We start from the raw sequence: 25,166 nt of genomic DNA, 5'->3' as shown, positions 1-25,166 counted from the left end.
TTTTTTTTTTTACCGCCCGGGGGGGGCTGTTTTTTTTTTAATCCCCCCGGGGGCCGGGGTCCCGGGGGGGGGGGGCCCCCCCCCGGGCCCGCCGGCCGCCCCCCCCCCGCGCGGTCCGTCCGCGCGGTCGTCAGCGCCCGAGAAGGAAGTCGTGCACCGCCCGGCGGCCCTCGTCGCTCACCGCCCGGCTCTGGACGGAGTGGGCGGCGCCGTGGACCACGACGACCTTGGCCCGCGGGGTCAGCTTCTTCTGGTCGTAGAGCCATTCCAGCGGTGTCGACAGGTCGCGGTCGCCGCCGAGCAGCAGCACCGGGACGCCGGGGAGCCGGCGGTGGGCGGCGGGCAGGGGCGGGGCCGGGGTGCGGGGCCAGTCGAGGCAGCTGAGCATGGAGCCGAGGCCGGTCGCCGTGGCGGCGTCGAAGGGACCGTGGTCGGCCGGGGTGAGTTCGGCGCCCGCCTTCTCCAGCGCGTCCCGGCGGCCGGCGAGCGGGGCGTCCGAACGGCCCCAGGGGTAGCGGCCGTCGAGGCACAGCGTCGAGGCGTGGAGACCCTGGCTCAGTTCCTCCGCGCTCGCCGCGCTGCCCTGCCGTACGCCCTGGATGAGGCCGTTCAGCAGTCCCGGGGCCCCCTCTGCGGCCTGGTGGAGGGCGTCGATCATCTCCGCGTAGTCCGGGTCGACGAACTCCCAGGTGGTCAGGGCGTCCAGCACGTCGACGCCGTTGTCGTAGGTGTCCACGACCTCGGCGAGGTCCGCCGCGGGGTCCGTGGTGCAGCCGATGCTCTCGCACGCCTCCGTCAGCACGCGTGGCGCGGCCCGCATCGCGGCGAGGTCCATCGGGTCGTAACCGGTCTGCGGCACCACCGAGTCCAGCACCAGCCGGGCCACTCGCCCGGGGTGGGCGAGGGCGTACCGCTCGGCGGTGTACGTGCCGTACGAGACCCCGTCGAGGGTCATCCTCGGTGCGCCCAGCGCTCGGCGGAGCAGTTCCAGGTCGGCGACCGTGTCGCCGGTGGAGTAGAAGCGGCGGTCAGTGCCGATCGCCGCGGCGCAGTCCCGCACCGCGCCCGCGGTGGGCGGTGTGAGGTCGGACGACCCCATCTGCGCCTGCAGTTCGGGGCACTGCAGGGCGTTGCCGCCGGTGCCGCGCTGGTCGATCATGACCAGGCGGTAGTCCTTGAGCACCGGCTCCATGGCCTTGGAGATCCGTTCCACGAAGGGCACGCCCGGCTGCCCGGGACCACCTGTGAGGAAGAGCAGGACGCCCTTGGGAGCGTTCGCGTTGTCCCCCATGGCGACCTTCAGGCCCAGCCGGCCCCGCACCGCGCCGCTGTGGTCGAGCGGAACCGTCAGCGTGGCACAGCTGAAGCCCTCCAGACCGGGGCAGGCCGCGGTGCCGGAGAGCCCCCCGCTCCCCCCGCTCCCCGCGGCGCCCCGGTCCTGGGCCGACGACGTGCAGGTGCCCGACACCATCAGCAGACCGGCGGCGGCCAGCGCCACCGCCGCCCGTGCTCCGGACCTCCGCGTCCCCCGTGCCTTTCCGGCCTTGCGCATCGCCCGCATCGCACGCACCCCCGTCTTCCGGTGTCCTTCGTGCCCCTGCCGTCCGTCGGCCATCAGACTGCGCCAACAGGGCTCGCCACGGCGAGAGTCCGTGCCACGATTCGACCACGTTCGAAAGCACCCGGGCCAAGGAGCGGCAGCCAGAAGGATGATCGAACTCACCGTGGACGCCGCCGGCCTGGCCCGGTCCCGCTTCGTGGTCTCGCCGCTGCACGAAGTCGCCGCGACGTTGCTGCCCTGGGGGCTGCGCCCGGATCCGCAGGCCGATCCATGGGTGACCCGCGCCCGTCGTGTGCTGCGCCGCGCGCGGCTGCCGCTGCTGTCGGAACTGGCCCTCGACGGCGGCGGTTACCTGCCGGACTTCCTCAGCCCGCATCCGTCCGGCCCCTCGCCCACCGTCGAGGAGGAACTGGACCTGGTCCGTGCCACCCCGCCCGGCCGTGTCCTCGACGAGTTGCAGGCGTTGCGCGACGGCCGCCCCTGCAACGGGCTGGCCGGAGCGGAGCTGCCGCCCGGGGTGCGGCGCGCGATGGCGCGGGGCGGCGGACACGTCGCCCGGCAGGTCGCGGAGGAGCTGCGGCGGTACTGGGAGCTCGCCTTCGCCCCGCACTGGCCCGACGCGAAGGCGGCGCTCGACGCCGAGGTCGACCGGTGCGCGGGGGTGCTGGCCCGGCAGGGCGCGGCAGGGTTGTTCAACTCGCTGCACCCCGGGATCCGGTGGGCCGGCGGCACGCTGCGCGTCGACAGCCGCTTCACGGTGGGGATCCCCGTTCCCCTGGTGATCGTGCTGCCGTCGCTGGTGGCGACGGGACCGGCGGTGGTCGTGGACCCGGTGCCCAGCGGACGGCGGCCGCCGATGGTGGCCTATCCCGTACGGGACCGGCCCGCCGCGCCCGTGCCCCCGTCGGCCGAGCTGGCCGGGCTGCTCGGTCCCACCCGCGCGGGGCTGCTCGGGGCGCTGGCGCGGCCGGCGTCCACCACGCAGCTCGCGGCGCGTCACTTCCTCAGCGCCGCCACGGTCTCGTACCACCTGGGCGTGCTGCACCGGGCCGGTCTCGTGAGCCGCTCCCGGTCGGGCCGGACGGTGCTGTACCGGCGTACGCCCGCCGGGTCGCGGCTCACGGGAAAGGGCTGATCCCGGCCGTCCCGGCGATCCCGGCGGCGCCGTGCCCCCCGGCCCGCCCCGTGGCGGGCCGGGGACGGGTGGTCAGGCCGTGACGGTCTCGCCGGGCAGCGCCAGGTCGAGGTCGACCAGGCGCTCGTCGCCCATGTGCGTGGCGGCGGAGGCGAGGGGCCCGTGCCCGGCCGCCCGGGCGGCCAGCACGTACGGTCCCCCGGCCGGGACGGCGAGCGCGTAGCTGCCGTCCTCCGCGGAGAGCGTCGCGCCGGCCTGCCGGCCTCGGCGGTCGATCAGGGTCACCTTGGCACGGGCGACGGGTGCGCCGCCGATGCCGACGACCCGGCCGCGGAAGCCGCGCAGGACCTGCTCCGCGGACACCTGGCCGGCCTCCTCCTCGCTGCTCGCGCGCAGTTGCGGGCCGCTGTGCCGGCCGGGCAGTCCGAGGGCGAGCAGCAGCCCGACGAGGACGGCGCCCGTGGCGATCAGGAACGAGAGGCGGAAGCCGTGCATGGTCGGGAGGGCGACGCCGTTCACGTGCTGCGCGCTGTTGGCCAGCACCATGCCGATCACCGCGCTGGACACCGAGGTGCCGACGGACCGCATCAGGGTGTTGAGACCGTTGGCCGCGCCCGTCTCGGACGCCGGCACCGCGCCGATGATGAGGGCGGGCAGCGAGGAGTAGGCCAGGCCGATGCCGGCGCCGAGGATCACCGAGGTGAGGACCGTCTGCCAGACGGCGTCCATCAGGCCGAGCCCGCCGCCATAGCCGGCTCCGATCACCAGCAGGCCGATGATCAGCGTGGTCTTCGGGCCGAAGCGGGCGGACAGGCGGGCGTAGACGGGGGCGGTGAACATCATGGTCAGGCCGAGCGGGGCCACGGCCAGACCGGCGACGAGCATGGACTGGCCCAGGCCGTAGCCGGTGGCGGCGGGCAGCTGCAGCAGCTGGGGCAGGACCAGCGAGACGACGTAGAAGCTGACCCCGACCATGATCGAGGCGAGGTTCGTGAGCAGCACCTCGCGACGGGCGGTGGTGCGCAGGTCGACCAGCGGGGCCTTCACCCGCAGTTCCATCACGCCCCACAGCAGCAGGACGACGGCCGCGGCGCCGAACAGCCCGAGGGTGGTGCCGGACGACCAGCCCCAGTCGCTGCCCTTGGTGATCGGCAGCAGGAACAGGACCAGACCGGTGGACAGGCCGAGCGCGCCGAGCAGGTCGAAGGAGCCCTTCGCGCGCACCGGGGACTCCGGCACGACGGCCAGCGCGAGGACGATGGCGAGCACGCCGAGGCCGGCGGCGGCGTAGAAGAGCGCGTGCCAGTTCGCGTGCTGGGCGATCAGCGCCGCGCCGGGCAGCGCGAGGCCGCCGCCGACGCCGATGGAGGAGCTCATCAGGGCCATGGCCGAGCCGAGCCGCTCACTCGGCAGCATGTCCCGCATCAGCCCGATGCCGAGCGGGATGGCGCCCATGGCGAAGCCCTGCAGCGCGCGGCCCACGATCATGGTGAGCAGCTGGCTGGTGACGGCGCTGATCACGGCGCCCGCGACCATGACCGAGAGGCTGCCGATCAGCATGCGGCGCTTGCCGTAGAGGTCGCCGAGGCGGCCCATGATCGGGGTGGCCACGGCGCCCGAGAGCAGGGTGGAGGTCAGCACCCAGGTCGCGTTGCTCGGGGCGGTGTCCAGCAACTGCGGCAGGTCCTTGATGACCGGGACCAGCAGGGTCTGCATGACCGCGACAACGATGCCCGCGAAGGCGAGGACCGGGACGACCGCCCCACTGGCTCTCCGGGCGGGCAGGTCGGTCGTCGTGAGCGTCATGGGGTGAGGCCTCCGGGCAGAGGTTGGGACCGTGGTGATGGTCGTGCGTGTGGCGTACATGGGCTGCAACCCCGTATGCCGAGGCAACTATTCCGCCGCCCGGAAACCACAAAACATGCATTTGACCGGCTTATTTCGCTTTGGTGACGACACACACGGATCCCTTGCGGCACGGCAGCCCCACCTGTGACCGCCCTGTGATCTTCCTGTGCACAACGCTGCGGATGCCGGGACGGTCTGAAAAGTGTGCGCCCAGGGCGGCGCACGCACAGACTCCGACATCCGTGACATCCATGACATCCGACAAGGAACCGTTGATGAGACGTCCCGTCCGCAGATCCGTCCACCGGGCAGCGATCGGACTCGTGGCGGCGGCCGCTCTGGCCGCCGGTTTCGGGCCCGCCTCCTCCGCCTTCGCCGAGGACGGAGCCCCGCTGCCGGTCACGATCACCGGCAAGAGCCACGTGGACCTGTCGCTCCAGAGCGACGGCGAGGACTCGGACGAGCCCCAGGTCACCCTGCGGCTCGCCGCGCCCGGCAGCGACGAGCCCGGCGACGACGGGGTGATCCCGGTCATCCACCAGGGCCCGTACACGATCAAGATCGACGCCAGTGGCCTCGACGGCGTCGCCGCCGTGAGGCTGCCGTGCGGCGCGAAGGGCCTGACCGCCGTCTGCGAAGGCGACGAGATCAACGCCGGCGAGACCTACAACGAGATCGGCGACATCCGCCTCACGGTCGACGCCGACAGCGCGGCCGGGGACTTCGGCACCATCAAGGTGACCGGCGAGGGCGAGGGCGTCGACTTCGCGCCGCTCACCATCGACGTGCTGGTCGGCGGTCCCGAACTGCGGGGCCGCACCCTGTCCGAGCCCAAGGGCTTCGCCGCCGGCGACACCTACGAGGCACCGGTCGGCTTCCGCAACGTCGGCGGCATGGCGGCCGACGGCACCGTGCTGCACTTCCACGGCTCGCGCGGGCTGAGCTTCCCCGACAGCTACGGCAACTGCGCCTACAAGCAGACCACCGACGGCTCGCTGCTCCACCAGGGCACCGACGCGATCTGCACCTTCCCCGGCACCTTCAAGGCGGGCACGGCGTACGCCCTGTCCGAGCCGCTGAAGGTGAAGACGGCCGACTTCGCCCTCTACGACATCGTCAACTACGGGTTCTCCGCGGTCGGCGCGCAGAAGGCCAAGGCCCTGATGGCGGAGGACGGCTACACGCCCGGCACGGGCGCGCCGATGACCCTCAAGGAGGTCCCCGGCGCCCCCGCGGGTGACTACGCGCGCTACGCCGAGCTCGACCTGCCCGGCCACAACACCTACGACCTCGTGCTGACCGGTGCCTCCGCCGCGGGCAAGGTCGGCGACACCGTGAAGGCGGAGATCGGCTTCCGCAACGACGGGCCGGCCTGGATCAGCTCGCTGCGCAACGGAGGTGAGCCGATCGGCTTCACCGTCGCCGTCCCCGAGGGCGCGAAGGTGACCAAGAGCCCCGAGCGCTGCAACCTCACGACCATCGACGAGGGCGTCAAGGGCTACCTGTGCTGGGTGGCGACCCCGCTGCTGGAGAACACGAAGCTGAGCTTCCCGTTCGAGCTGCGCATCGACAAGGTCGTGGAGAACGCCAAGGGCAAGGTCGCCCTGCCGACGTGGAACAGCCCGTCCGAGCCCGAGCAGTCCAACAACACCGCCTGGATCGTCCTGAACGGCACCGGCGACGACGACGGCGGCGACGGCGACGGTTCGCAGGGATCCTCCGGCGGCCCGTCGGCCACCCCGCACCCCAGCGCCTCCGACGACGCGTCGGGCTCGGCCGGCACCTCCGGCGACGGCGGCAGCACCTCGGCCTCCGGCGGTGACTCCGGCGGCGGCCTCGCCTTCACCGGCGCCGGCGGAGCGCTGCTGCTCGGCGGTTCCGCCCTGCTGGCCCTCGGGCTGGGCGCCGTGATCATCGTCTTCGTACGGCGCAGGAGCGCCGCCTGACGCCGCACGCAGCCACGCACGACGGCCGCCGCGCCCCCGGGGTGCGGCGGCCGTCGTCGTAAGGGGTGACCGGGGCCCGGAGCGGGCGGTCTACCGCCCACCGAGCGCCACGGGCCCGCCGGTGAAGGAGTCGAGCAGGATCCGCCCGCCGAGCGGTCGCTCCAGCCGGACCGTCACCGGATCGACGACCAGTTCCTTCGTGCACGGGCCGTCGTCCGCGCCGGCGACGGTGCCGCGGAGCACCACGCTGTCACGGGTCTCCAGCACGTCCACGGCCGGGCCGTCGTCACATGCGCCGTGCCCCGCCAGGACGGTGACGCTCCGGCCGTCCCCGGCGACCTTCCGCAGCCCGTACAGCGGCGTTCCGGCATCGGTGGCCTCGGACAGGGCGGCGATCGGCGCGCGCGGCAGCCGCGCGGGGTTGACCGCGGCGCGCACCAGCGGGGTGTCGTAGCCGTCGAGCGTGAAGTGCCAGGCCGGGACGCGGGCCTGGCCGCGGCTGGTGAGCAGGGTCATCTCGCCGTAGCTGGCCTTCGTGACGGTCAGTGGGTCCTTCCGGGCCTCCGGGCCTTGGTCCAGCAGGTCGTAGGCCTCCCGCGCCGTCAGCGGCGCGACGGGGCTCGACGTCCCGTCCGCCCAGCGGATGCGGCCCTCCCGCTCGGTGCGGGGAAGCGCTCCGCGGTGCTCGAAGTTCCGGGTGAGGTAGGCCAGCTTGTCGGCGTCGGTGCGGAACGCCCTGTCCGGGAGGCGGACCACGTCCTCCAGCGGGTAGAAGCCCTCGCGCCACGATCGCGCGGCAGCCGAGCCCTCCCATGCCTCGGCGACCTTACGCATGCGCGCGGTGGCCGCGGCACCGTCGTCCGTCGCGGACGCCGTCAGCTCTCCGCATCCGGCGGCTCCCACGAGCAGACAGAGGACTCCCACCAGCACGAACGGTCTCATGACGCCTCCCCGGGCAGCGGGCCCCCTCGGGCCCCGCCGATGGGACGTGCCGCCCCGGCAGCGGGTTCCGCAGGGCGTCAGCCGCCGGCAGCGGAGGCGGCAGGGGCGGGAGGGTTCATCCGGTCGGTCACCCAGGTGAACAGCCCGACGCCCGGGGGCAGTCCCAGCAGGATCCCGGCCTGCACGCCGAGGTCGGCGGCGGGCGGGGACACCAGCCAGGCCACCGTGAGGCCGAGCACCGCCGCCGCCCCCACCAGCAGGACACCGGCCACGACGGCCACGACCCAGCGGCGAGGGCGCTCCCGGAAGGAGTCGGCCACGGCACCACCGGCGAACAGGGCGGAGCCGACGGACAGCATGCTCACGTCGGGCAGCAGGCCGAACGGCCAGAGCAGCAGGGTGACGGCGCCCAGCACCAGCAGCCCGGCAACCATCAGCCACGCGGTGAGCGCAGCGGCCTGACCGGGCCGGCGCCGACCGGGGCCGGACGCGTCGTGACGCTCGCTCTTCACGACGCGAGCGTAACCACGCTCCCGGCCTCGGGGGAGACCGCGGGCACCCGGAACCTGCCGCGAAATGCCGTGCGGGCTTCGCGGAACACGCCGGGACGGCCGGGTAGCGTCGCCCCCACCAGCGGCCCCGAGGGGCCGTCCCGTCTGCGACCTGGAGCACCGCCATGCCCGCGTACGGATTCTTCGTGGAGTTCGAGGCCCGGCCGGGAGGCGAGGACGACGTCGCCCGCTTCCTCGTCGACGCCAAGGCACTGGTCGACGCGGAACCGGGCACGTTGGCCTGGTTCGCCTTCCGCCTGGGTCCGTCCTCCTTCCGCATCTTCGACGCCTTCGAGACCGAGGAGGACCGCGAGACGCACCTGCGGGGCAAGGTGCGGCAGCGCATCGAGGCGCTCGGCGACGAACTGTTCGCCGTGCCGCCCGTGATCACGCCGGTCGACGTGCTCGCCGCGAAACTGCCCCGCTGACGGGGCGCAGGGTACGGCAACGGCCGGAGCGCAGGGGGCGCCACCCCCGTCTCGGACGATCCCGACGGTCGGCGCAGACTGTGAAGGGAATGTTCACGCCGTACGACAGCGCTGGTCAGGGAAGCTCCACCGGCGCGGGCCTCTACTGGGTCCGCCACTCCCTGTTCAGCTCTGGAAGAAGAGAAAAGGTCTCCATGTACCAGCGCATCCTGGTTGCCGTCGACTCGAACCCCTCCGCCCGGCCCGCCCTGCGCACGGCCGGGGACATGGCCCGGCTGACCGGCGCCGCGGTGCACGTCGTGCACGTGCTCGCCTCGACGGTCGCCTTCGACACCGTCATGACCCTGGAGGAGGACTCCGACGCCGGCGCCGTCGTCGACGAGGCCGTCGCCACGCTCCACGGCATGGGCGTGGAGGTGGCCGACGGCGAGGTCGTCCGCGACGTGACCACGCAGGAGGTCCCCGGCGCGATCTCCGCCGCGGCGGAGCAGTTCAAGGCGGACCTCCTGGTCCTCAGCCCCCATCACCGCGGCTCGGTCGCGGCCTTCTTCAGCCCCCGTGTCAGCGACGCCGTCGCACACGCCAGCCGCATCGCGGTACTGCTCGTCCCCGAGGAGCAGGCCGAGGGCGACCACTCCGCCGCCTGACCCGACCGGTTCGCCCCGTCCGGCTCCGCAAGAGCCGGACGGAGCGCACCCGGCGGCGACCCGCTCACGGCGTGGGCACGTGTTCCGGGAGCAGCCCGGCGGCCTTGACGGCGAGCCAGAACTCCGCGGGCACGGGGTGGTCGAAGAAGGCGACGCTCTGGGCGACCTCCTCCGGCGAACGCGCCCCGACGACCACGCACGCCACCGCCGGGTGCCCCAGCGGGAAGCGCACGGCCGCCGCGAGCAACGGCACGTCGTAACTCCGGCACACCTCCCGCCAGGCCGCCACCCGGCCGGCCAGTCCGGCGGGCACGGTGGTGTACCCGTGGGGCGCGCCGGGCCGCGGGTCCGCGAGCAGCCCCGACTGGTAGACCCCGGCGGCCATGACGGCGATGCCGCGCTCGGCGCACAGCGGCAGCAACTCGTCCAGGCCCGACTGGTCCAGGAGGTTGTAACGGCCGGCCAGCAGCACGCAGTCCGGTCCCGGGTCGGCGACGCGGTGCAGGAAGTCGACGGCGACGGGTGCGTGGTTGACCCCGATGGACACCGCACCGACGACGCCCGCTGCCCGCAGTGCGGCCAGCGCCCGGTAGGCGTCGCCCACGGCGGCCGTGAAGTCCTCGTCGGGGTCGTGCACATGGAGCACGTCGATCCGGTCGAGCCCGAGCCTGGCCAGGCTCTCCTCGACGCTGCGCAGCACCCCGGCGTACGAGTAGTCCAGCCGCGGCCCCACGCCCGGTGGCGGATCGGCCCAGATCGGCTGGGTGTCGGGGCCTCCCGGTTCGATGAGCCGGCCCACCTTGGTGCACAGTACGAAGGCGTCGCGGGGGCGGGCGGCGAGCGCCGCGCCGGTGCGGGTCTCGGAGCGCCCGTAGCCGTAGACGGGTGCGGTGTCGTAGAGCCGGATGCCGAGTTCCCAGGCCCGGTCCAGGACGGCCGCGGCCTGCGCGGCCGGCACGGGTGAGAAGAGCCCGCCCAGTGAGGCCAGCCCCAGCCCGAGCCTGCTGACCCGCAGCGGTGTGCGTCCCAGTGGTACGAGATCGCCGGCCCGCATGTCGCCCCCTTCCGCCGTACGGTCCTCCCTGCGGCAGCCAGGGGATCACGCGGCCGCCCGGCGCACAATCCCCGCCGCGGGCGGGCCCGGTCAGCGGCGGCCGCGACGCCGCGTGCCGCGGATGAGCTGCTGCGCGGCGAGGTGTCCCGAGCCGCCGCCGAGGCCGGGGCCGGGGTGGGTGGAGGCGCCGATGTGCCACAGCCCGGGTACGGGTGTGGCGTGCCGGGAGGCACTGGGCAGCGGACGCCACAGCAGGCTCTGGTCGAGTTCGGCGGAACCGCCGTACGGGTCGCCGGCCACCGCGTTGGGGTTGTGGGCCGCCAGGTCGGCCGGGGTGACGGCGTCCCAGGCCAGCACCTTGCCCGGCAGGTCGGGGGCGTGACGGGCGACCCGGGCGAGAACCCGCTCGACGTAGCCCTCGGTCAGTGCCTTCGTCCAGCCCCCGCCGCCCTGGAGTTCGCCGGCCGCGTCACCGACCGGCGCGAAGGGCAGTTCCTGGAGCTGGATCCACAGGGACGCGGCACCTTCGGGTACGCGTGACGGGTCGAGGACGTGCTGCTGGCCGACGACCACCGTGGGCCTGCGGGGCAGCAGGCCCGCCTCGGCCTCCGCGCAGGCGATCCCGGTGCTCGCCGAGCCGTCGCTCAGGTGGAACAGCGGGACGGCGGCCAGCCGGTCGTCGTGCCAGCCGGGCGGTGCGGACAGGGCGACGTGGAGCTGCATCGCGGCGCGGCCGTAGCGGAAGCGCCGGGCCTGGTCGCGCACCGCGGCGGGTACCGGGGCGTCCTGCGGCAGCAGTTGCCCGTACAGCGCGGTCGGGGTGACCGATGCGAGGACGGCGCGGCGGGCGTGGATGCGTTCACCGCCGCTGACCACGCCGGTGACCCTGCCGTCGGTGAGGAGCAGCCGCTCCACCGGGTGTCCGGTGCGGACGTCCACGTGGAGTTCGCCGAGGAGGGTCTCGAAGGCGCGGACGAAGTTGCGGGCGCCGCCCGCCACGACGGGCACGCCGAAGCCGTGCAGGGATGCGGCGAGCACGGGGAGCAGCAGTCCGCCCCCCGCGTGGTCCGGGGACAGGCCCGCGTGCAGCAGCCAGGGCACCCACAGCACGTCGGCCTCGTCGCCCAGGAACGCCTCGCGGCAGAAGGAGCGTCCGCTGGTGAGGGCGGACCGCAGCCAGGCCTCGGTGCCGGTGAACCGCTCGCGGCGCAGCAGCTTCGCGATGTGCCGCAGCGTCCGCGGTGAGCGGGGCTCGCCGCTCAGCAGGCCGCCGACGGCCTCGGCGTTGTCGAGGAAGCGCCCCAGCACGCCCAGGTAGGCGGCCCGGTCCTCGGGGTGGGCGAAGGCCTCCGCCGTGGTGGCCGGATCGCGGTGGGCGAGCAGCACGCGGCCGTCGTCGGTGACGGTCCCGGTCACGTATCCGTCGCCGTTGCGGTACTCCAGGCCGTGCCGGTGCAGGTCCTCGCCGAGGACGGCGTAGGCCCCTCCGGACACGAACAGCGGGTGCCACGAGGAGTAGGTGTCGTGCAGGTAGCCGGGCAGGGTCCGTTCCTCGGTGGCGATGAAGCCGCCGAGCCGGTCGCCCTGTTCCAGCAGGGCCACCGACCAGCCGTCCTTGGCCAGCTCCGTGGCGGCGACCAGGCCGTTCACACCGGATCCGACGACGACGGCGTCGACCGTGCGTGCCATCAGCGCTCCTCGGGTTCGTCGCTCCGGGATGCCGCTCCACGGGAACCGGCGGGGCGACGTCCCACTGCGCGCATTGTCCAGCGTGCGCGCGGTCCGGGACACCCGCACGTCGAGTGCGGCGCGGGGCGGGGCGGCCGGTGCGTGCCGCCGGGGGCTCACAGCCAGCCGCGCCGGGCCGCGGCCAGTCCGGTCTGGAAGCGGGTGGCCGCGCCGAGCTCGGTCATCAGCCGGTGGATGCGGCGCTGGGTGGTGCGGGTGCTCCAGCCCTGGGTGCGGGCTATCGCCGCGTCCGTGAGCCCCGAGGCGAGCAGCGTCAGCAGGGTCCTGGTCTCGGCGTCCGGCTCCTGACGCCGCTCCTCCGGTTCGGCCTCGCTGCGGCCGGACGGCCGCCGCGCGGTGGGCTCGAGGGGGACGGCCCGTTCCCACTGCGCCTCGAACAGCGCCTGCAGGGCGACCAGCATCGGCGAGCGGTGGATCAGGTACGCGGCGGACTGGCCGCCGGGCGCGAGGCTGAACGGGATGATCGCCGCCTCGTTGTCGCTGATGACCAGTTTCAGCGGCAACTCGGGCCGGACCCGGGCCTGTTCCCCGGCCCGGATGCTCGGCACGATGTCGGCGCGCAGCCTGCCGGGCCAGGCGACCGCCTGGCGGTCGTAGATCACCCGGTGGGCCACGCCGTTGCGCTGGCGTTCCAGCTGGGCCCCGAGGTTGCTGCCGGGCCGGTCGACGTACGGGGGACGGTCGAAGGCGCACACCTCGTGCCGGGCGCCGGTCGTGAGCCGGTGGACCGCGTCGCTGATGTCGTCGCGGTCCGTCAGGAGTTCGGCGGCCATGTCCGGGTGGCTGATCCGGGTCGCCTCGCGGTGCGCCTCGTTGAGCCGCTGCACGAGCGCCCGGGCCTCGCCCAGTTGCCGTTCCCGGTCCTGGATCAGCGCGCCGACCGCGACATCCGGGGCGGCGGCCGTGAACCGCGGCGGCCGCCCCGCGCTGCGCACCGCGAGTGCGTCCCTGACCAGGGCGGACAGCAACCGCCCGGTGGCGGACGCGGACATGCCGCACGCCGCGGCGAGCTCCGTGGCCGTGCACCTCGGCATGCCCACCAGAGCGGTGTAGACGCGCTCCGTGTCGTCCGTCAGCCCCAGTACGTCGAATCCCATGCCTCTCCGACACCTCCGTGGCACCAAACGGCCACCTGGCGGAAGGAGGCCATCCTCCCGATCTTGCGGCCCGTACGTAGTGCTTGACATCTTCCAGCAACGGGCGCGCCGCCCCGCGCCGAGGTGGGTGACGGCGCGCTCCGCCGTGTTCCCGCAGCACCTCGCCCCGCTGAAAAGGTGTTCCATGTCGCGTGCCCATCCGCACGGCAGACGGCCCGGTGCCGTCGCCGTCGCGCTCCTGGCCCTCACCGCCGCAGTCGCGGCGCTGCCGGCCCCCGCCACCGCCGCCTCCCCCGCCGCCGGTTCGTCCGCCGGTTCGTCGTCGCCGGTCACGGCCGGCTCCGTACCGTCCCTCACCGCCCGTACGCCGCTGGGCGGCACCTCGCCCGGGCAGACGCCGCCCGCGCAGCGCGAGGGCGTGGTCCCCGGGCAGGTGCTGGTGACCCTCGCACCGGGAACCACGGTGACCGGCCGGAAGCTGCCGGGCAGCAGGGTCGCCGCGCGGAGCGCGGGGACCAGCGACGCCGCCGTGAACAGGAAGCTGAGCGCGGCCGGGGCGACCTCGATCCAGCCGCTCCTCCCCGCGCTGTCGGCGCCGGCCGCCGACGCGCTGACGTCGGCCGCCGGTGAGCGCCTGGGTGGTGACGCGGCCGATCTGTCGCGGACCTACGTCGTACGGACCGCCGACCGCGACTCCGCCGCCGTCGCGCGTGAACTCCGCTCAACGCCGGGGGTGGTGCACGCCGAGCCGAACCGGTACGTGAACACCATGAACACCGGGGGCCGTACGCTGCCCCCGGCGGCCGTGGCGAAGGCGAAGGCGAAGACGAAGGCGAAGGCGAAGGCGGAGGCGAGGAGCCTGCCGTCCGCGGCGGCGCACGGGGCCGGCGGGGACCCGGCCGGCTCCGGCGCGATACCCGGGAACTTCGCCCTGGCCACCTCGGCACAGGCGTTCCTCAACGCCGGCGGCGTGGATGCCGCCGGCGCCTTCGACGTCCTCCAGGGCCGCTACGGGCAGCAGCCGGGCACCGGGCGGACCGTCACCAACGTCTCCATCGGCGACCTGACCGACCAGGCGATGGCCGACTCCGGGGACGCCTACGTCCGGGGCAACGGACCGACGACGGTGCTGAAGGACGGTCAGCGCTACCTCGACCTGCCGTCGATGCCGCTGATCCCCGCCTACGTGGCGGCGCCGGACGGCACGCTGAGCGGTTCCGCCGCCACCAAGGAGCAGGACCCCACCCTCGGTGAAGTCCTGCTCGACTTCGGCGTGATGGCGCCGCTGGCCCACGACCGGCAGCGCCCGGACCGCACCGGCGACGGCTACACCGACCTGCTCGGGGTGGCACCGGGCGCCGGCTACCGCCTCGTCGTCCCGCAGCAGCCGACCATGGACCAGATCGCGACCGCGCTGCTCGCCGCCGCCCACCAGTCCCCCAAGCCGGACGTCATCACCGCCAGCCTCGGTTTCGGCACCGACGCCCAGGGCTTCCCGGGGCGTTACCTGGAGGACGACCCCTACGTCCGCTCGGTGATCGCCTCGATCGTGCAGAAGGACGGCGTCGTGGTGGTCGTCTCCTCCAACGACGGCACCAGGCTGTACACCCCCGCCGCCGTCGGCCCCGACGGCGGCAGCACGCCCACGGACCGGGCACGGAACGACCGCGACGCCACCCGCATCGACGACGTGGCGTACTCCACCGCACCGTCGCAGGTGCCCGACAGCGGCGCGATCGCCGCGGGCGGCACCACCCTGGACGACACCCTGGCCACCCGCACCGGGGACGCCACGACCGCGGAGACCCGCATCAGCGGTTTCGGCACCTTCTCCTCCGGCTTCGGCACCCGCGTCGACCTCTCCGCCCCCAGCGACAACATCGTCGCCTTCGTCCACACCCAGGGCGGTGCCGCGCAGTCCGTCACCCCGGTCCTCAACGGCGGTACCTCCGCGTCCGCACCCGAGATCGCGGCGGCCGCCGCCGTGGTGCTGCAGGCCGCGGGACTGGCCGGGCACGAGCTGACGCCCGCGCAGGTCCGGGACGTGCTGCGGCGGACCGGCCGCGCGGTCCCGACCCCGGCGCAGATCGACCGCACCCTCGACGTCGGCCGGCAGATCGACGTCACCGCCGCCGTCGAGGAGGCCCTGGGACACCGTGGCGGCCCCACGACCGCGGTGCGGCTGTCGGTCGCGCACCGGGTCACCACCGGCGGACTCGGCGGGCAGTTCGTGGAGTCGACCGACCAGGACCGCATCGACATGGGCGACATGGCCTCCGGCGGCAACGGGATGGGCCTGACGGGCCCGGTCACCTTCGCCGGGGACGTCACCGGGCTGCCGAAGGGAGCCGCCGCCCGGTACACCCTCACCGTGGGCTCCCGGACCTGGCGCTCCGCCGGCCCGGCGATCCGGGTGACCCCGACCGAACTCCTGGACGCAGCGGGCCTGCCCGTGGTCTCCGCCACCGACCGCGAGGTCACCGTCACCTACCGGGTGCTCACCGGCGACCGGATCCGGGCCACCGTGCGGCGTACCCTCACCGTCGGCCCCAGCGACGGCCGTTACGTGGAGAGCGCCGCGCCGAAGGCCCCCGCGGTGGTCCGGGCCGGCCACGCGGTCACCGTCTCCTACGACCTGACCGGGGTGGCGGGCACCTCCGCCCCGCAGCTCGTCGTGTCCACCGTCGGCCACTGGAACCCGGTCCTGGCACCGGTGTTCAGCGCCGCGTGGCACCAGCCCCTGACGGGCACCCGCGGCACCGTCACCGTCCCGGCCGACGCGTTCGCCGCGGGCGGTGGTCTGTACGGCATCGGCATCGCCCAGTCCGGGTTCGGCGGCAATCCCGCCCTCGTCACCTACGGTGAGTTCGCCCCGGTCCGGGTCAACGGAGCGAGCGCGGCCGAACGTCCGGAGGCGCCGCTGGTGTCCGGGATGGACGGCAAGGCCGGACACGCCGCCCAGGTCACCCGGGCCCACCCGCGCTTCACGCTTCGGTACGACGTGCGCGAGGTGCCGGGAGCGCGCTACGCGCAGGTGGAGTTCTCCGCCCCTGCCCCGACGCTCCACGGCTCCCTCAACACGTTCACCAACGCCAATGGCACCGCGCTGGACGACGACGGGGTGGACACGCCGTCCAGCGCCCACCGCGTCCTGCCCGCCGCACACGGCACCACGGAACTCGACGCGCTGCGGCTGGGCCTGCCGACCTCCGCCGTGTACGGCGTACGCGTCATGGCCCTCGACGCCGGACACCGGATCATCGGGCAGGCCTCCCCGATCTCCACCCTCGAGCTCGACGACGGCCCCGCGCCGGACGGCGGCACGGTGCTGTCCTTCGCCGCGGCCGGCGACGACTCGGTCGCCGCCCTGCGCACGCTCTCCGGCGCCACCGAGGTCCGGCACTACTCCACCAGGACCGGCGGCTACGGCGCGGTCATCGCCTCCGACCCCGGCGACGGATCGGACTACGAGGTCCTCGGCGTGGCGCCCGCCGCGCACCGCACGCTGCTGGTGCACGAGGCGACCCCGGGCGGCGACGTCCAGGTGGAGACCTGGGACACCGCCTCCGGCGCCCTCGTGGGCCGCACGACGCTGGCAGCGGCCGACTACCGCTTCGTCGTCGGCCGGGTCGACGCCGCCCGGGCCGCCGGGGCGCTGCTGCTCCGCGCGACCGGCGACGGCACCGATCTGGTGCTGCCGGTCGGTCTCCGGGACGGAACCACCGGTGACCCGGTCCCGGCCGACCTGCCCGGCGTGCCCAGGGGGACGTACAGCCTGCTGGACTTCGACTCCTCGACCGGCGACGTCTACCTCGCGAAGGGCGCGCCGCTGGGTCTGTGCCTGGGCGGGGTGCAGGTCCCCCGGGTGGATCTGCGGACGCGGAGCGTGACGCCGGTGGGGACCATGTCCGGTTGCAGCAACGGCTTCGCGTCGGACGGGGCCGGCACCCTGTACAACCTGTCGGCCACCGCGATCAGCACCAAGATCGTCCCGACGAGCGTCCTGGGGTCGCTCGACGTGGCGAGCGGTGAGCCCGGCGATTCGCCGGCGGTGCGCCGCGGTCCGTCCGCGGCCATGGCGGTCGACGGCCGGAACCGGGTGGCGGTGGCGGCGTTCGCGGCACCGGAGGGCACGAGCTACACGGGCTCGGGCACCCCGTTCGTGGCGGACAACAACGCCACCGGGCAGGTGCTCGTCGTCGACCTGGCGACCGGCGGCGTGCTGCGGACGCTCGGCGGGTTCCAGTTCGGCGGGCACGGCGGCGAGTTGGTGCACGGCGGCCTGATGAACTCCGTTCAGCTGGACCCGGCGACCCGCACCGGCTGGACGTACGGCCCGTACGACGGACAGATCCACCAGTTCTCGTACTGAGCGCGAGTCCGGGGCGGGGAGCGGCGCGCGCCGCTCCCCGCCCCGGCCGGCGTGCGGCCGCTCCTCAGGCCGGTGCGGTCAGCGGGCGCGCGGCACGGCGCCCGCGCGGCGGGCCGGTGACCGCCCAGCCGTACACCGGCCCGACGACCGGGCGGACGACCGGCCGGACGACGGTCCAGAGCGCGCGCACGCAGGCCAGGAGCCCCCGCGGGCGCGGCCGGTGGGACGGGTGCGCGCGCCGGTGCCTACGGTGCGCGCCGTGGGGCTGTGCGGGGTCGGTCGTGTTCATGGGGATCACCTCGTCGTGGCGGGGCCGTCGTCTCGGGTGCTGCCTCGCCACCAGCAGACAGGGGGACGGACGGCGCTGTCATGCCCCGTGATCGCGGGGCTTGCCGGGCCTCCGCCGTCCTGCTAAGCCCGGCCCGGACGCCGGCGCCGTCATCGTCGAGTACACCCTCAACGACCGGACACGGCCGCCACGTCGGCGCGGGTGCGACGCGGCACGGCGGGGCCTCGGGGTTTGCGTCCCCCAGCGGGACGATGATCTACTTGCTTGGCGCAGCAAATACCCTCCCGGCCGTGGCGTACCACCGCCGCAGGGACCGCTGCGAAGCCGGGGGCCGCCTCGCCCGGCGGCCCGGCCCGGCTCGTAACCACGACGAACGGACACAGATGAAGAGAACACTGACCCGGCCCGGCGCCCGCCGCCGGGCCGCACTCGGTGCTGCCGCCCTGACGGGCATGGTGACGCTGCTGGGCTTCGGAGCGGGAACCGCCGGCGCGACGCCGGCCGGTCACGGCGGCCGGGACCACGTCGCGCTCGGCGACTCCTACGCGTCCGGTCCGCTGATCCCCGAACAGGTCGACGCGGCCTGTCTCCGGTCGAGCCGCAACTACCCCTCGCTCGTCGCGGCGCGCACGCACGCCCGCCTCACCGACGTCAGCTGCTCGGGGGCGACCACCGCGGAGATGACCGCGCCCCAGGGCAGCGCCCCGGCGCAGCTCGACGCCCTGGGACGCGGCACGGACCTGGTCACGCTCAGCATCGGCGGCAACGACATCGGCTTCAGCAGCGTCATCGCCACCTGCGCCGGCGTGACGGCCTCCGACCCCACCGGAGCCCCCTGCCGGGCCCACTTCACCGCCGACGGCCACGACCAGCTCGCGGAGCGCGTCGCGCAGACCGCTCCCAAGGTCGGCACCGTCATCCGCGACATCCACCGGCGCTCGCCCCACGCGCGCGTCGTGGTGGTCGGCTACCCGGACCTGTTCCCGGACGACGGATCTGCCTGCACCAGCCCTTCGACGCCCTTCGCGGCCGGTGACTTCGGCTACCTGCGCGACACGGAGAAGACCCTCAACGCCATGCTGGCCACCCAGGCCCGCAAGGCCGGCGCGCGTTACGTCGACACGTACACCCCGACCGTCGGTCACGACATGTGCGCACCGACGGGCACGCGCTGGATCGAGTCCCTCGCCCCCGCGACCCCCGCGGCACCCGCGCACCCCAACGCCCTTGGCGAGGAGGCCATGGCCGGCGCGGTGCTCCGCACCATCGCCCGCCACCACCGCTGACCCGGGATCACCCCTGGTCCCCGGTCGGCGCCGGGGCCGTGCGGTGACGAGGGCCCGCCTCCCCTCGGGGAGGCGGGCCCTTGCCGTGTGCCGCGGCGTCAGGCCTTGCGCATGTCCCGGTAGGTCTCCAGCACGCGCAGCCACACCTCGCTGATCGTCGGGAAGGCCGGGACGGCGTGCCACAGCCGGTCCACCGGGATCTCACCGGCGATGGCGACGGTCCCGAGTAGAGCAGTTCCTGCACCCCCGGGCCGACGAAGGTGACGCCGACGACCGTGCCGCGGTCCGGGTCGATCAGGACGCGCGCCTTGCCCCGGTAGTCCTCGACGTACTGCACGGCACCGGCGAGGCGCCCGATGTCGTAGTCCACGACGTCCACGCGCCGCCCCGCGGCCTCCGCCTCACGGGTCGTCAGGCCGACGGACGCGACCTCGGGGTCGGTGAAGACCACCTGCGGCACGGCCTCGGTGTCCGCGGTCGCGGCGTGCGCTCCCCACCGGCCGTCGTCGACGGGTTCGCCCTTGGCCCGTGCCCCGATCACCGCTCCCGCGATGCGGGCCTGGTACTTGCCCTGGTGCGTCATCAGGGCACGGTGGTTGACGTCACCCGCCGCGTACAGCCAGCCGTCGGCGACGGCCGTCACCCGGAAGGTGTCGTCCACGGCCAGCCAGTCGCCCGGGGTCAGGCCGACCGTCTCCAGGCCGAGGTCCGCGGTGCGGGGGGCGCGCCCGGTCGCGAAGAGGACCTCGTCGGCGACCACCGTCCCGCCGTCCGCCAGTGTGACGCGTACGGGACCGTCCGGGCCGTCCTCGCGCGCCACCGCTGCCACGGAGGCGCCGAACCGTACGTCCACACCCGCCTCGCGCAGGGCGTCGGCGACCATCTCCCCGGCGAACGGCTCCATACGGGGCAGCAGTCCGCCGCTCCCCCGGACCAGCATGGTCACCTCGGAACCGAGCGCCCGCCACGCGGTGGCCATCTCGACGGCGACGACGCCGCCCCCGACCACCACCAGGCGGCCGGGAGCCTCGCGGGCGCTCGTCGCCTCGCGGTTGGTCCACGGACGGACCTCGGCGAGCCCCGGCAGTTCGGGGAGCCGCGTGGTGGTTCCGGTGGCGACGACGACGGCGTGGCGCGCCGTGAGACGGACCGTCCCGCCGTCCGGCGTGGCCACGACGACACGGCGGGGGCCGTCCAGGCGGCCGTGGCCGCGGACCAGGTCGACGGAGACGGAGTCCAGCCACTCCACCTGGTCGTCGTCCTTCCAGTTCGCGGAGAGCCGGTCGCGGTGGGCGAGGACCTCGGCCACGTCCAGCGGTCCGCCGACCGCGCCCTTCAGGCCGGGTATGCGGCGGGCGTCGGCCCGTGCCACCACCGGCCGCAGCAGTGCCTTGCTGGGTTCGCACGCCCAGAACGAGCACTCGCCGCCCAGCAGTTCGCCCTCCACGAGCACCGTGGCCAGTCCGGCGGCGCTCGTCCGGTCGGCCACGTTCTCGCCCACCGGTCCGCCGCCGATGACGACGACGTCGTATTCCCGGGACGTGCCACTCATCGATTGACCCGTCGTTTCGTCGGTCTTCATAACCTGCTTCCAAGGGGGGCCGGAGGGAACCCGGTCAGGGGCCCGCGGTGCCGCGGAGGGGGGATCCACGGCACCGCGGGGGTTTCGGGGGGAGGGTCGGTCGTCGGGGAGGGAGTGCGGGATCAGCGTCCCGGCAGGCGCTCCGTGACCTCCTGGAGCGCCCAGCCGTTGCCGTCCGGGTCCGTGAAGGTCGCGAAGGAGCCGTAGCTGACGCGTGCCGGGTGCGGGCCGGCGACCCGGGCGGTCTCACCGGCGTGGTGGAAGACGCCGCCCGCGTCGTGGAAGACCTCGCTGATGTCGACGCCGCGGGCCGCCAGGTCGGCGCGGGCCGCCACGATGTCCTCGACGATCAGGTGGAGGCCCTGAACGGAGCCCGGGGCGGCCGTCGTCACGCCGTCGCCGAAGAGGATCGAGGCCCCGGATCCCTCCGGCGTGAAGTGGACGACGCGGAATCCGTCGTCGCCGACGTAGTCGACGTCCAGCCGGAAGCCCATCGCCGCGTAGAAGTCCTTCGCGCGGTCCACGTCGGACACGGGCAGCACCACAACCTCGAGCTTCAGTTCCATCACGTTCTCCCAGTTCTGCAAATCGTCACCGCTTTAACTGGTGATGAGCATGGCCCAGCGGTACGTAACCTGTCAAGGCGGTGACGCACAGTCTCCCCCCACGGGGGTTGGTGTGGGGGTTGCCAGAATATACTTGACGAGTCAATTAACCCCCATCGTGATCTCGGCACGTCCACTCTTTCGTCGACCGAATACGCGACCGGTGTCATCACCGTGTGCACGGCGGCCACCAGCCGCCGCGCAACAGAGGCTGACCAGCAGCCCCGACATCACCGCCAGGCACCCTGTAACCGTCTCCGTGTACGGAGCGGGCGATATCCGGCGAATTGCCATCTCGCGGTAACTCTGCGTGCGGGATGCATGAGGTGTCCCCGAAAAACGGAAGCAGTTCGGTGCGCGGGAGGATGACCTCGGCTTCTGTGCGTTTGCGCCGGGTCAGGCGGGCTATCCACCCAGTGTCGGGGTCCGTTGACGAGCGGTCGCCCAGGCCGCCGGTCCCCGCAGGGGAAGGAGCCGACCGATGACAACCGTCAAGGACATGCTCGCGACCTACCCTGCTGACCTTGGCAACGTCGACCGGGAGAAGCTCAGCCGCTGCATCGAGGAGTGCATCGCCTGCGCGCAAGCGTGTACCGCATGCGCGGACGCCTGCCTCTCCGAGGGCATGGTGGGCGATCTCGCAAAGTGCATCCGCACCGACATGGACTGCGCGGACATCTGCACCGCCACGGCGTCCGTCCTGTCCCGCCACACCGGGTACGACGCCAACGTCACCCGCGCGATCCTTCAGGCATGCGCGACCGCGTGCAAAGCCTGTGCGGACGAATGCGGTCGACACACCGGGATGGAGCACTGCCGCATTTGCGCCGAGGCGTGCCGTTCTTGCGAGCAGGCCTGCAGTGACCTGCTGCAGGCACTCGGCTGACCTGGCCGGAACCACCGATGTGACGTGGAGGACGCCAGGGATCTGGCACATCCGGAGAGCCGTTACGGCGACGCGGAATACGAGGGCCTCGCTGTCCGTCTGCGACTGGCAGTCGAGGCCCTCTCATGACCACGCCTTCGGTGCCCAGCAGTGCTTCAGGAGGCGCGTGAGCCCTCACAGTCGCAGTGCCCGCCGCAAAGCCCCGTTCGGTTCGTAGAGCTTCGCCTCGCTCGTGGGCAGGTCCGAACGCGCGGCGCTGATCACACGGTGCCGCACGCGGTCATTGACCTGGGCCAGAACGACCTCTTGCAGCGCGTGGCCGGCCGCGCCGATCTGGGTGAGGACGTCGACCTTGTGCGGACGAGCCATGTGGTCGGACTTGTGAGCCGCGTACCCGGGCGGGAGTTCACGCCTGCTTCGGCGGGTCATGGCGAGTGGCCTTCCTCGCGGGTGCCGTGAACCTGCGGCGCGCGGTAGCGATCAGGTGCGGAGTCGAAGGCTGCAGCGCAGTGCGATGAGCAGAAGTAGTAGGTGTCCCGCTCGTACTCGCGTTGTTCGGCCGCGTTCACCGGGTCGACGGGCATTCCGCACACCGGGTCGGCAGTGATCTCACGCCGGCCTTTCTCCGCGGTGGTCTCGCTTGCCGTCAAGCGATCGGCCGCGCTCTCGACCCGGGGCTGTGCCGGCGGGGTGAGGGCAGCAGGAAGCGAGGTGGGATGCCAGCGGCGCAGGCGGGAGGAGTTGGTGACGACCGACAGCGAGGACAGGGCCATGGCTGCTGCAGCGATGATCGGGCTGAGGCGGACGCCCCACAGCGGGTAGAGGACGCCTGCCGCAACGGGGATGCCGACGGCGTTGTAGATCAGAGCGAAGAACAGGTTCTGGCGGATGTTGCGCATGGTTGCCCGGGACAGCCGGATGGCTGTGACGACACCGATCAGGGAGCCGGAGATCAGGGTGATGTCGGCGGCTTCGATGGCGACGTCGGTGCCCGTGCCGACGGCCAGGCCGACATCGGCGGCGGCCAGCGCCGGTGCGTCGTTGATGCCGTCGCCGACCATGCCGACGGTGCGGCCCTCGCGCTGCAGACGGCGGATCTCGTCGGCTTTGTGTTCGGGCAGGACCTCGGCCAGCACGCGACCGATGCCGACCTGGGCGGCGATGGCGGCGGCCGTTCGGGCATTGTCGCCGGTGATCATGACGACTTCGATGCCGAGATGGCGCAGAGCGGCGATGGCCGCGGCCGAGTCCTCCTTGACCGTGTCGGCGACGGCCAGAACGCCCGCCGGCCCTCCGTCGACGGCGACCAGGACGGGGGTGGCACCGTCCGCCGAATACGAGGAGGCGACATCGGCGAGATCACGGGTGTCGATGCCGACGTCACCGAGCAGCCGTGCGGTGCCGACCAGGACGGCGCGGCCGTTCACCGTTGCCTGAACACCCTTGCCTGTCACCGAGTCGAACCCGGAGGCGGCGGGCGGAGTGAGCCCGCGCTTCCGTGCACCGGCAACGATCGCTCCGGCCAGCGGGTGCTCGCTGTCGGTTTCGGCGGCAGCCACCAGATCCAGCAGTGAGTACTCGTCGAAGCCCGCTGCAGGATGGACCCCGGTCAGGACCGGGGCGCCTGCGGTGATGGTGCCGGTCTTGTCGAGGACGACGGTGTCCAGTTTGTGTGCGGTCTCCAGGGCCTCCGCGGAGCGGATCAGAATCCCTGCTCGGGCGCCCTTGCCAGTGCCGACCATGACCGACAGCGGCGTGGCGAGTCCCAGGGCACAGGGGCAGGCGATGATCAGCACCGAGACCGCGGACACCAGGGCCAAGGTCAGTGCCGGTGCCGGACCGGCGGTGAACCACACCGCGAAGGCAGCGACCGCGATGGCGATCACGACGGGCACGAAATAGGCGGAGACGGCGTCGGCGAGACGCTGGATCGGCGCCTTGGACGCCTGGGCCTGCTGAACGAGGCGGATGATCTGCGCGAGCATGGTGTCGGCGCCGACCTTGATCGCGCGTACCCGCAGGGATCCGGTGCCGTTGACCGTCGCGCCGATGACGCTGTCACCGGCCCGTTTGGTGGCGGGCATCGGCTCGCCCGTGACCATTGACTCGTCGACGGCCGAGGACCCGGACAGCACTACCGCGTCCACCGGCACCTTCTCCCCGGGCCGGATGACCACCTCTTCGCCCACGGCGACGTCCTCCACGGGGATCTCGGTCTCCGCACCGTCGTGGATCACGCGAGCGGTGCGCGCCTGAAGCCCCAGCAGGGCGCGGATGGCCTCGCCGGTGCCGGCCTTGGCCCGGGCTTCCAGGAGCCGGCCGAGCAGGATCAAGGTGAGGATGACGCCGACCGCTTCGTAGTACACCTCGCGAAGCTCATTGGGCAGCACACCCGGCGCGAAGGTGACCAGCAGGCTGTACCCGTAGGCGGCCGTGGTGCCCAGGGTGATGAGGCTGTTCATGTCCGCGCTGCGGTGCCGCAAGGCGAGCCAGCCCGTCACGTGGATGGGCCGGCCGGTGTAGAACATCACCGGTGTGATCAGCGCGAGCTGCACCCAGTGGTTCAGCAGCCAGGCAGGCACCCAGTCGGCGCCGAACAGTTCGTGCGCCATGACCGCGAACAGCACCGGGAGCGTGAGCACCGCACCGATCACGACACGGCGGGTCAGGTCCGTGATCTCCGCCTGCCGCTCCGCGGCGTCCGCGGCCTCCGCCTCCGCCGCGCCGGCGTCGGTCGGCGGGACCCGTGGAACCGCGTAACCGGGAACCTCGCCGGACGTCCCGCTGTCGTGTGCGCCCGTGTCGCCGTTGCCGGGTTCGACCAGGAGCGTCCCGTGGATCATGTGCATGCCGCAGTCGAAGCCGTACGAGCCCGCCCTGTCGGGGCTGAGCCGCACGGTGGTGCGAGTATGCGCGGGAAGCCCGGCGCCCACCTTGAGCTCGGGGAAGACCACCCGTGAGGTGCACTCCCCCGCCTCCTGACGGTCGAAGACCACCTCGACTGGGATCCCCTGCCGTACGCGAATGACGTTCGGGCTGTAGCCCCCGCGAACCGTCACCTCCACGCGCTGCACCCCGTCCTCGAGCCGAGCGGACCGAGCGCGCCGCGGCCCGAAAAAGAACCAGCCCAAGGCGGTTATCAGTACGGCTGAGACGATGACGACGACGAGATCGAGAGCGCCCACGGC

At 73.4% G+C, this 25,166-nt stretch carries 18 protein-coding genes and 1 pseudogene; 7 read left to right on the top strand and 12 right to left on the bottom strand.

Going from position 1 to position 25,166, the window contains the following annotated elements:
* Window positions 1-130: 130 nt before the first annotated feature.
* Window positions 131-1,552, bottom strand: a complete 1,422-nt coding sequence (locus tag ACFW3D_RS26250; RefSeq protein ID WP_500507717.1) for an alpha/beta fold hydrolase — start codon at window positions 1,550-1,552, stop codon at window positions 131-133.
* Window positions 1,553-1,709: 157 nt separating this feature from the next.
* Between ACFW3D_RS26250 and ACFW3D_RS26245 the strand changes: the two genes are divergently transcribed.
* Complete coding sequence (locus tag ACFW3D_RS26245; RefSeq protein ID WP_500507715.1) at window positions 1,710-2,696, top strand: ArsR/SmtB family transcription factor; 987 nt, start codon at window positions 1,710-1,712, stop codon at window positions 2,694-2,696.
* A gap of 72 nt (window positions 2,697-2,768) precedes the next feature.
* Here the strand turns inward: ACFW3D_RS26245 and ACFW3D_RS26240 are convergent, their stop codons facing one another.
* A complete protein-coding gene (locus ACFW3D_RS26240; protein ID WP_500507713.1) occupies window positions 2,769-4,502 on the bottom strand; it encodes an MFS transporter in 1,734 nt (577 codons plus the stop codon).
* Between the two features lie 317 nt (window positions 4,503-4,819).
* Here ACFW3D_RS26240 and ACFW3D_RS26235 point away from each other — a divergent pair, with 317 nt between their 5' ends.
* Complete coding sequence (locus tag ACFW3D_RS26235) at window positions 4,820-6,490, top strand: hypothetical protein (protein ID WP_500507709.1); 1,671 nt, start codon at window positions 4,820-4,822, stop codon at window positions 6,488-6,490.
* A gap of 90 nt (window positions 6,491-6,580) precedes the next feature.
* Here ACFW3D_RS26235 and ACFW3D_RS26230 read toward each other — a convergent pair whose 3' ends face one another.
* Together ACFW3D_RS26230 and ACFW3D_RS26225 are read right to left on the bottom strand one after the other, a co-directional pair.
* Entirely contained in the window at window positions 6,581-7,432 is an 852-nt protein-coding gene (locus tag ACFW3D_RS26230; RefSeq protein WP_500507707.1) for a hypothetical protein, read from the bottom strand.
* Window positions 7,433-7,509: 77 nt separating this feature from the next.
* Complete coding sequence (locus ACFW3D_RS26225; protein ID WP_500507705.1) at window positions 7,510-7,944, bottom strand: hypothetical protein; 435 nt, start codon at window positions 7,942-7,944, stop codon at window positions 7,510-7,512.
* Between the two features lie 164 nt (window positions 7,945-8,108).
* Between ACFW3D_RS26225 and ACFW3D_RS26220 the strand changes: the two genes are divergently transcribed.
* Together ACFW3D_RS26220 and ACFW3D_RS26215 are read left to right on the top strand one after the other, a co-directional pair.
* Window positions 8,109-8,411 (top strand): putative quinol monooxygenase, encoded by a 303-nt coding sequence (locus tag ACFW3D_RS26220; RefSeq protein ID WP_500507703.1) that lies wholly within the window; start codon window positions 8,109-8,111, stop codon window positions 8,409-8,411.
* An 89-nt stretch (window positions 8,412-8,500) separates the two neighbouring features.
* A complete protein-coding gene (locus ACFW3D_RS26215; RefSeq protein ID WP_500507693.1) occupies window positions 8,501-9,058 on the top strand; it encodes a universal stress protein in 558 nt (185 codons plus the stop codon).
* 64 nt (window positions 9,059-9,122) lie between these two features.
* On the opposite strand, the gene ACFW3D_RS26210 is transcribed toward ACFW3D_RS26215, so the two are convergent.
* From ACFW3D_RS26210 to ACFW3D_RS26200, 3 genes are all read right to left on the bottom strand, one after another.
* On the bottom strand, window positions 9,123-10,112 hold the full coding sequence (locus tag ACFW3D_RS26210) for an aldo/keto reductase (protein WP_500507690.1): 990 nt from the start codon (window positions 10,110-10,112) through the stop codon (window positions 9,123-9,125).
* 90 nt (window positions 10,113-10,202) lie between these two features.
* Window positions 10,203-11,801, bottom strand: a complete 1,599-nt coding sequence (locus ACFW3D_RS26205; protein WP_500507688.1) for a phytoene desaturase family protein — start codon at window positions 11,799-11,801, stop codon at window positions 10,203-10,205.
* A gap of 155 nt (window positions 11,802-11,956) precedes the next feature.
* Window positions 11,957-12,958 (bottom strand): helix-turn-helix domain-containing protein, encoded by a 1,002-nt coding sequence (locus ACFW3D_RS26200; protein ID WP_500507686.1) that lies wholly within the window; start codon window positions 12,956-12,958, stop codon window positions 11,957-11,959.
* A 184-nt stretch (window positions 12,959-13,142) separates the two neighbouring features.
* Between ACFW3D_RS26200 and ACFW3D_RS26195 the strand changes: the two genes are divergently transcribed.
* Window positions 13,143-17,330: a S8 family serine peptidase gene (locus ACFW3D_RS26195; protein WP_500507684.1), complete on the top strand. Its 4,188-nt coding sequence runs from the start codon at window positions 13,143-13,145 to the stop codon at window positions 17,328-17,330.
* A 64-nt stretch (window positions 17,331-17,394) separates the two neighbouring features.
* Here ACFW3D_RS26195 and ACFW3D_RS26190 read toward each other — a convergent pair whose 3' ends face one another.
* Window positions 17,395-17,619: a hypothetical protein gene (locus ACFW3D_RS26190; RefSeq protein ID WP_500507682.1), complete on the bottom strand. Its 225-nt coding sequence runs from the start codon at window positions 17,617-17,619 to the stop codon at window positions 17,395-17,397.
* 383 nt (window positions 17,620-18,002) lie between these two features.
* Between ACFW3D_RS26190 and ACFW3D_RS26185 the strand changes: the two genes are divergently transcribed.
* A complete protein-coding gene (locus ACFW3D_RS26185; protein ID WP_500507680.1) occupies window positions 18,003-18,905 on the top strand; it encodes an SGNH/GDSL hydrolase family protein in 903 nt (300 codons plus the stop codon).
* A 98-nt stretch (window positions 18,906-19,003) separates the two neighbouring features.
* Here the strand turns inward: ACFW3D_RS26185 and ACFW3D_RS26180 are convergent.
* Window positions 19,004-20,457, bottom strand: a pseudogene (locus ACFW3D_RS26180) (dihydrolipoyl dehydrogenase family protein).
* A 152-nt stretch (window positions 20,458-20,609) separates the two neighbouring features.
* Window positions 20,610-21,053 carry a VOC family protein gene (locus tag ACFW3D_RS26175; protein ID WP_500507678.1) on the bottom strand — a complete coding sequence of 148 codons (444 nt, stop codon included), beginning with the start codon at window positions 21,051-21,053 and terminating at the stop codon, window positions 20,610-20,612.
* 520 nt (window positions 21,054-21,573) lie between these two features.
* Here ACFW3D_RS26175 and ACFW3D_RS26170 point away from each other — a divergent pair.
* Window positions 21,574-21,978 carry a four-helix bundle copper-binding protein gene (locus ACFW3D_RS26170; RefSeq protein ID WP_500507677.1) on the top strand — a complete coding sequence of 135 codons (405 nt, stop codon included), beginning with the start codon at window positions 21,574-21,576 and terminating at the stop codon, window positions 21,976-21,978.
* 174 nt (window positions 21,979-22,152) lie between these two features.
* Here ACFW3D_RS26170 and ACFW3D_RS26165 read toward each other — a convergent pair whose 3' ends face one another.
* On the bottom strand, window positions 22,153-22,407 hold the full coding sequence (locus ACFW3D_RS26165; RefSeq protein ID WP_500507675.1) for a metal-sensitive transcriptional regulator: 255 nt from the start codon (window positions 22,405-22,407) through the stop codon (window positions 22,153-22,155).
* Entirely contained in the window at window positions 22,404-25,163 is a 2,760-nt protein-coding gene (locus ACFW3D_RS26160; protein ID WP_500507673.1) for a heavy metal translocating P-type ATPase, read from the bottom strand. Before ACFW3D_RS26160 ends, ACFW3D_RS26165 begins: the two co-directional genes overlap by 4 nt.
* Between the last annotated feature and the right edge of the window lie 3 nt (window positions 25,164-25,166).

It is taken from the genome of Streptomyces sp. NPDC058864 (genome assembly GCF_042742985.1).
Lineage (GTDB): Bacteria > Actinomycetota > Actinomycetes > Streptomycetales > Streptomycetaceae > Actinacidiphila.
Note: the sequence above shows the minus strand (reverse complement) of the source record. Positions and strands in the feature narration are given on the sequence as shown.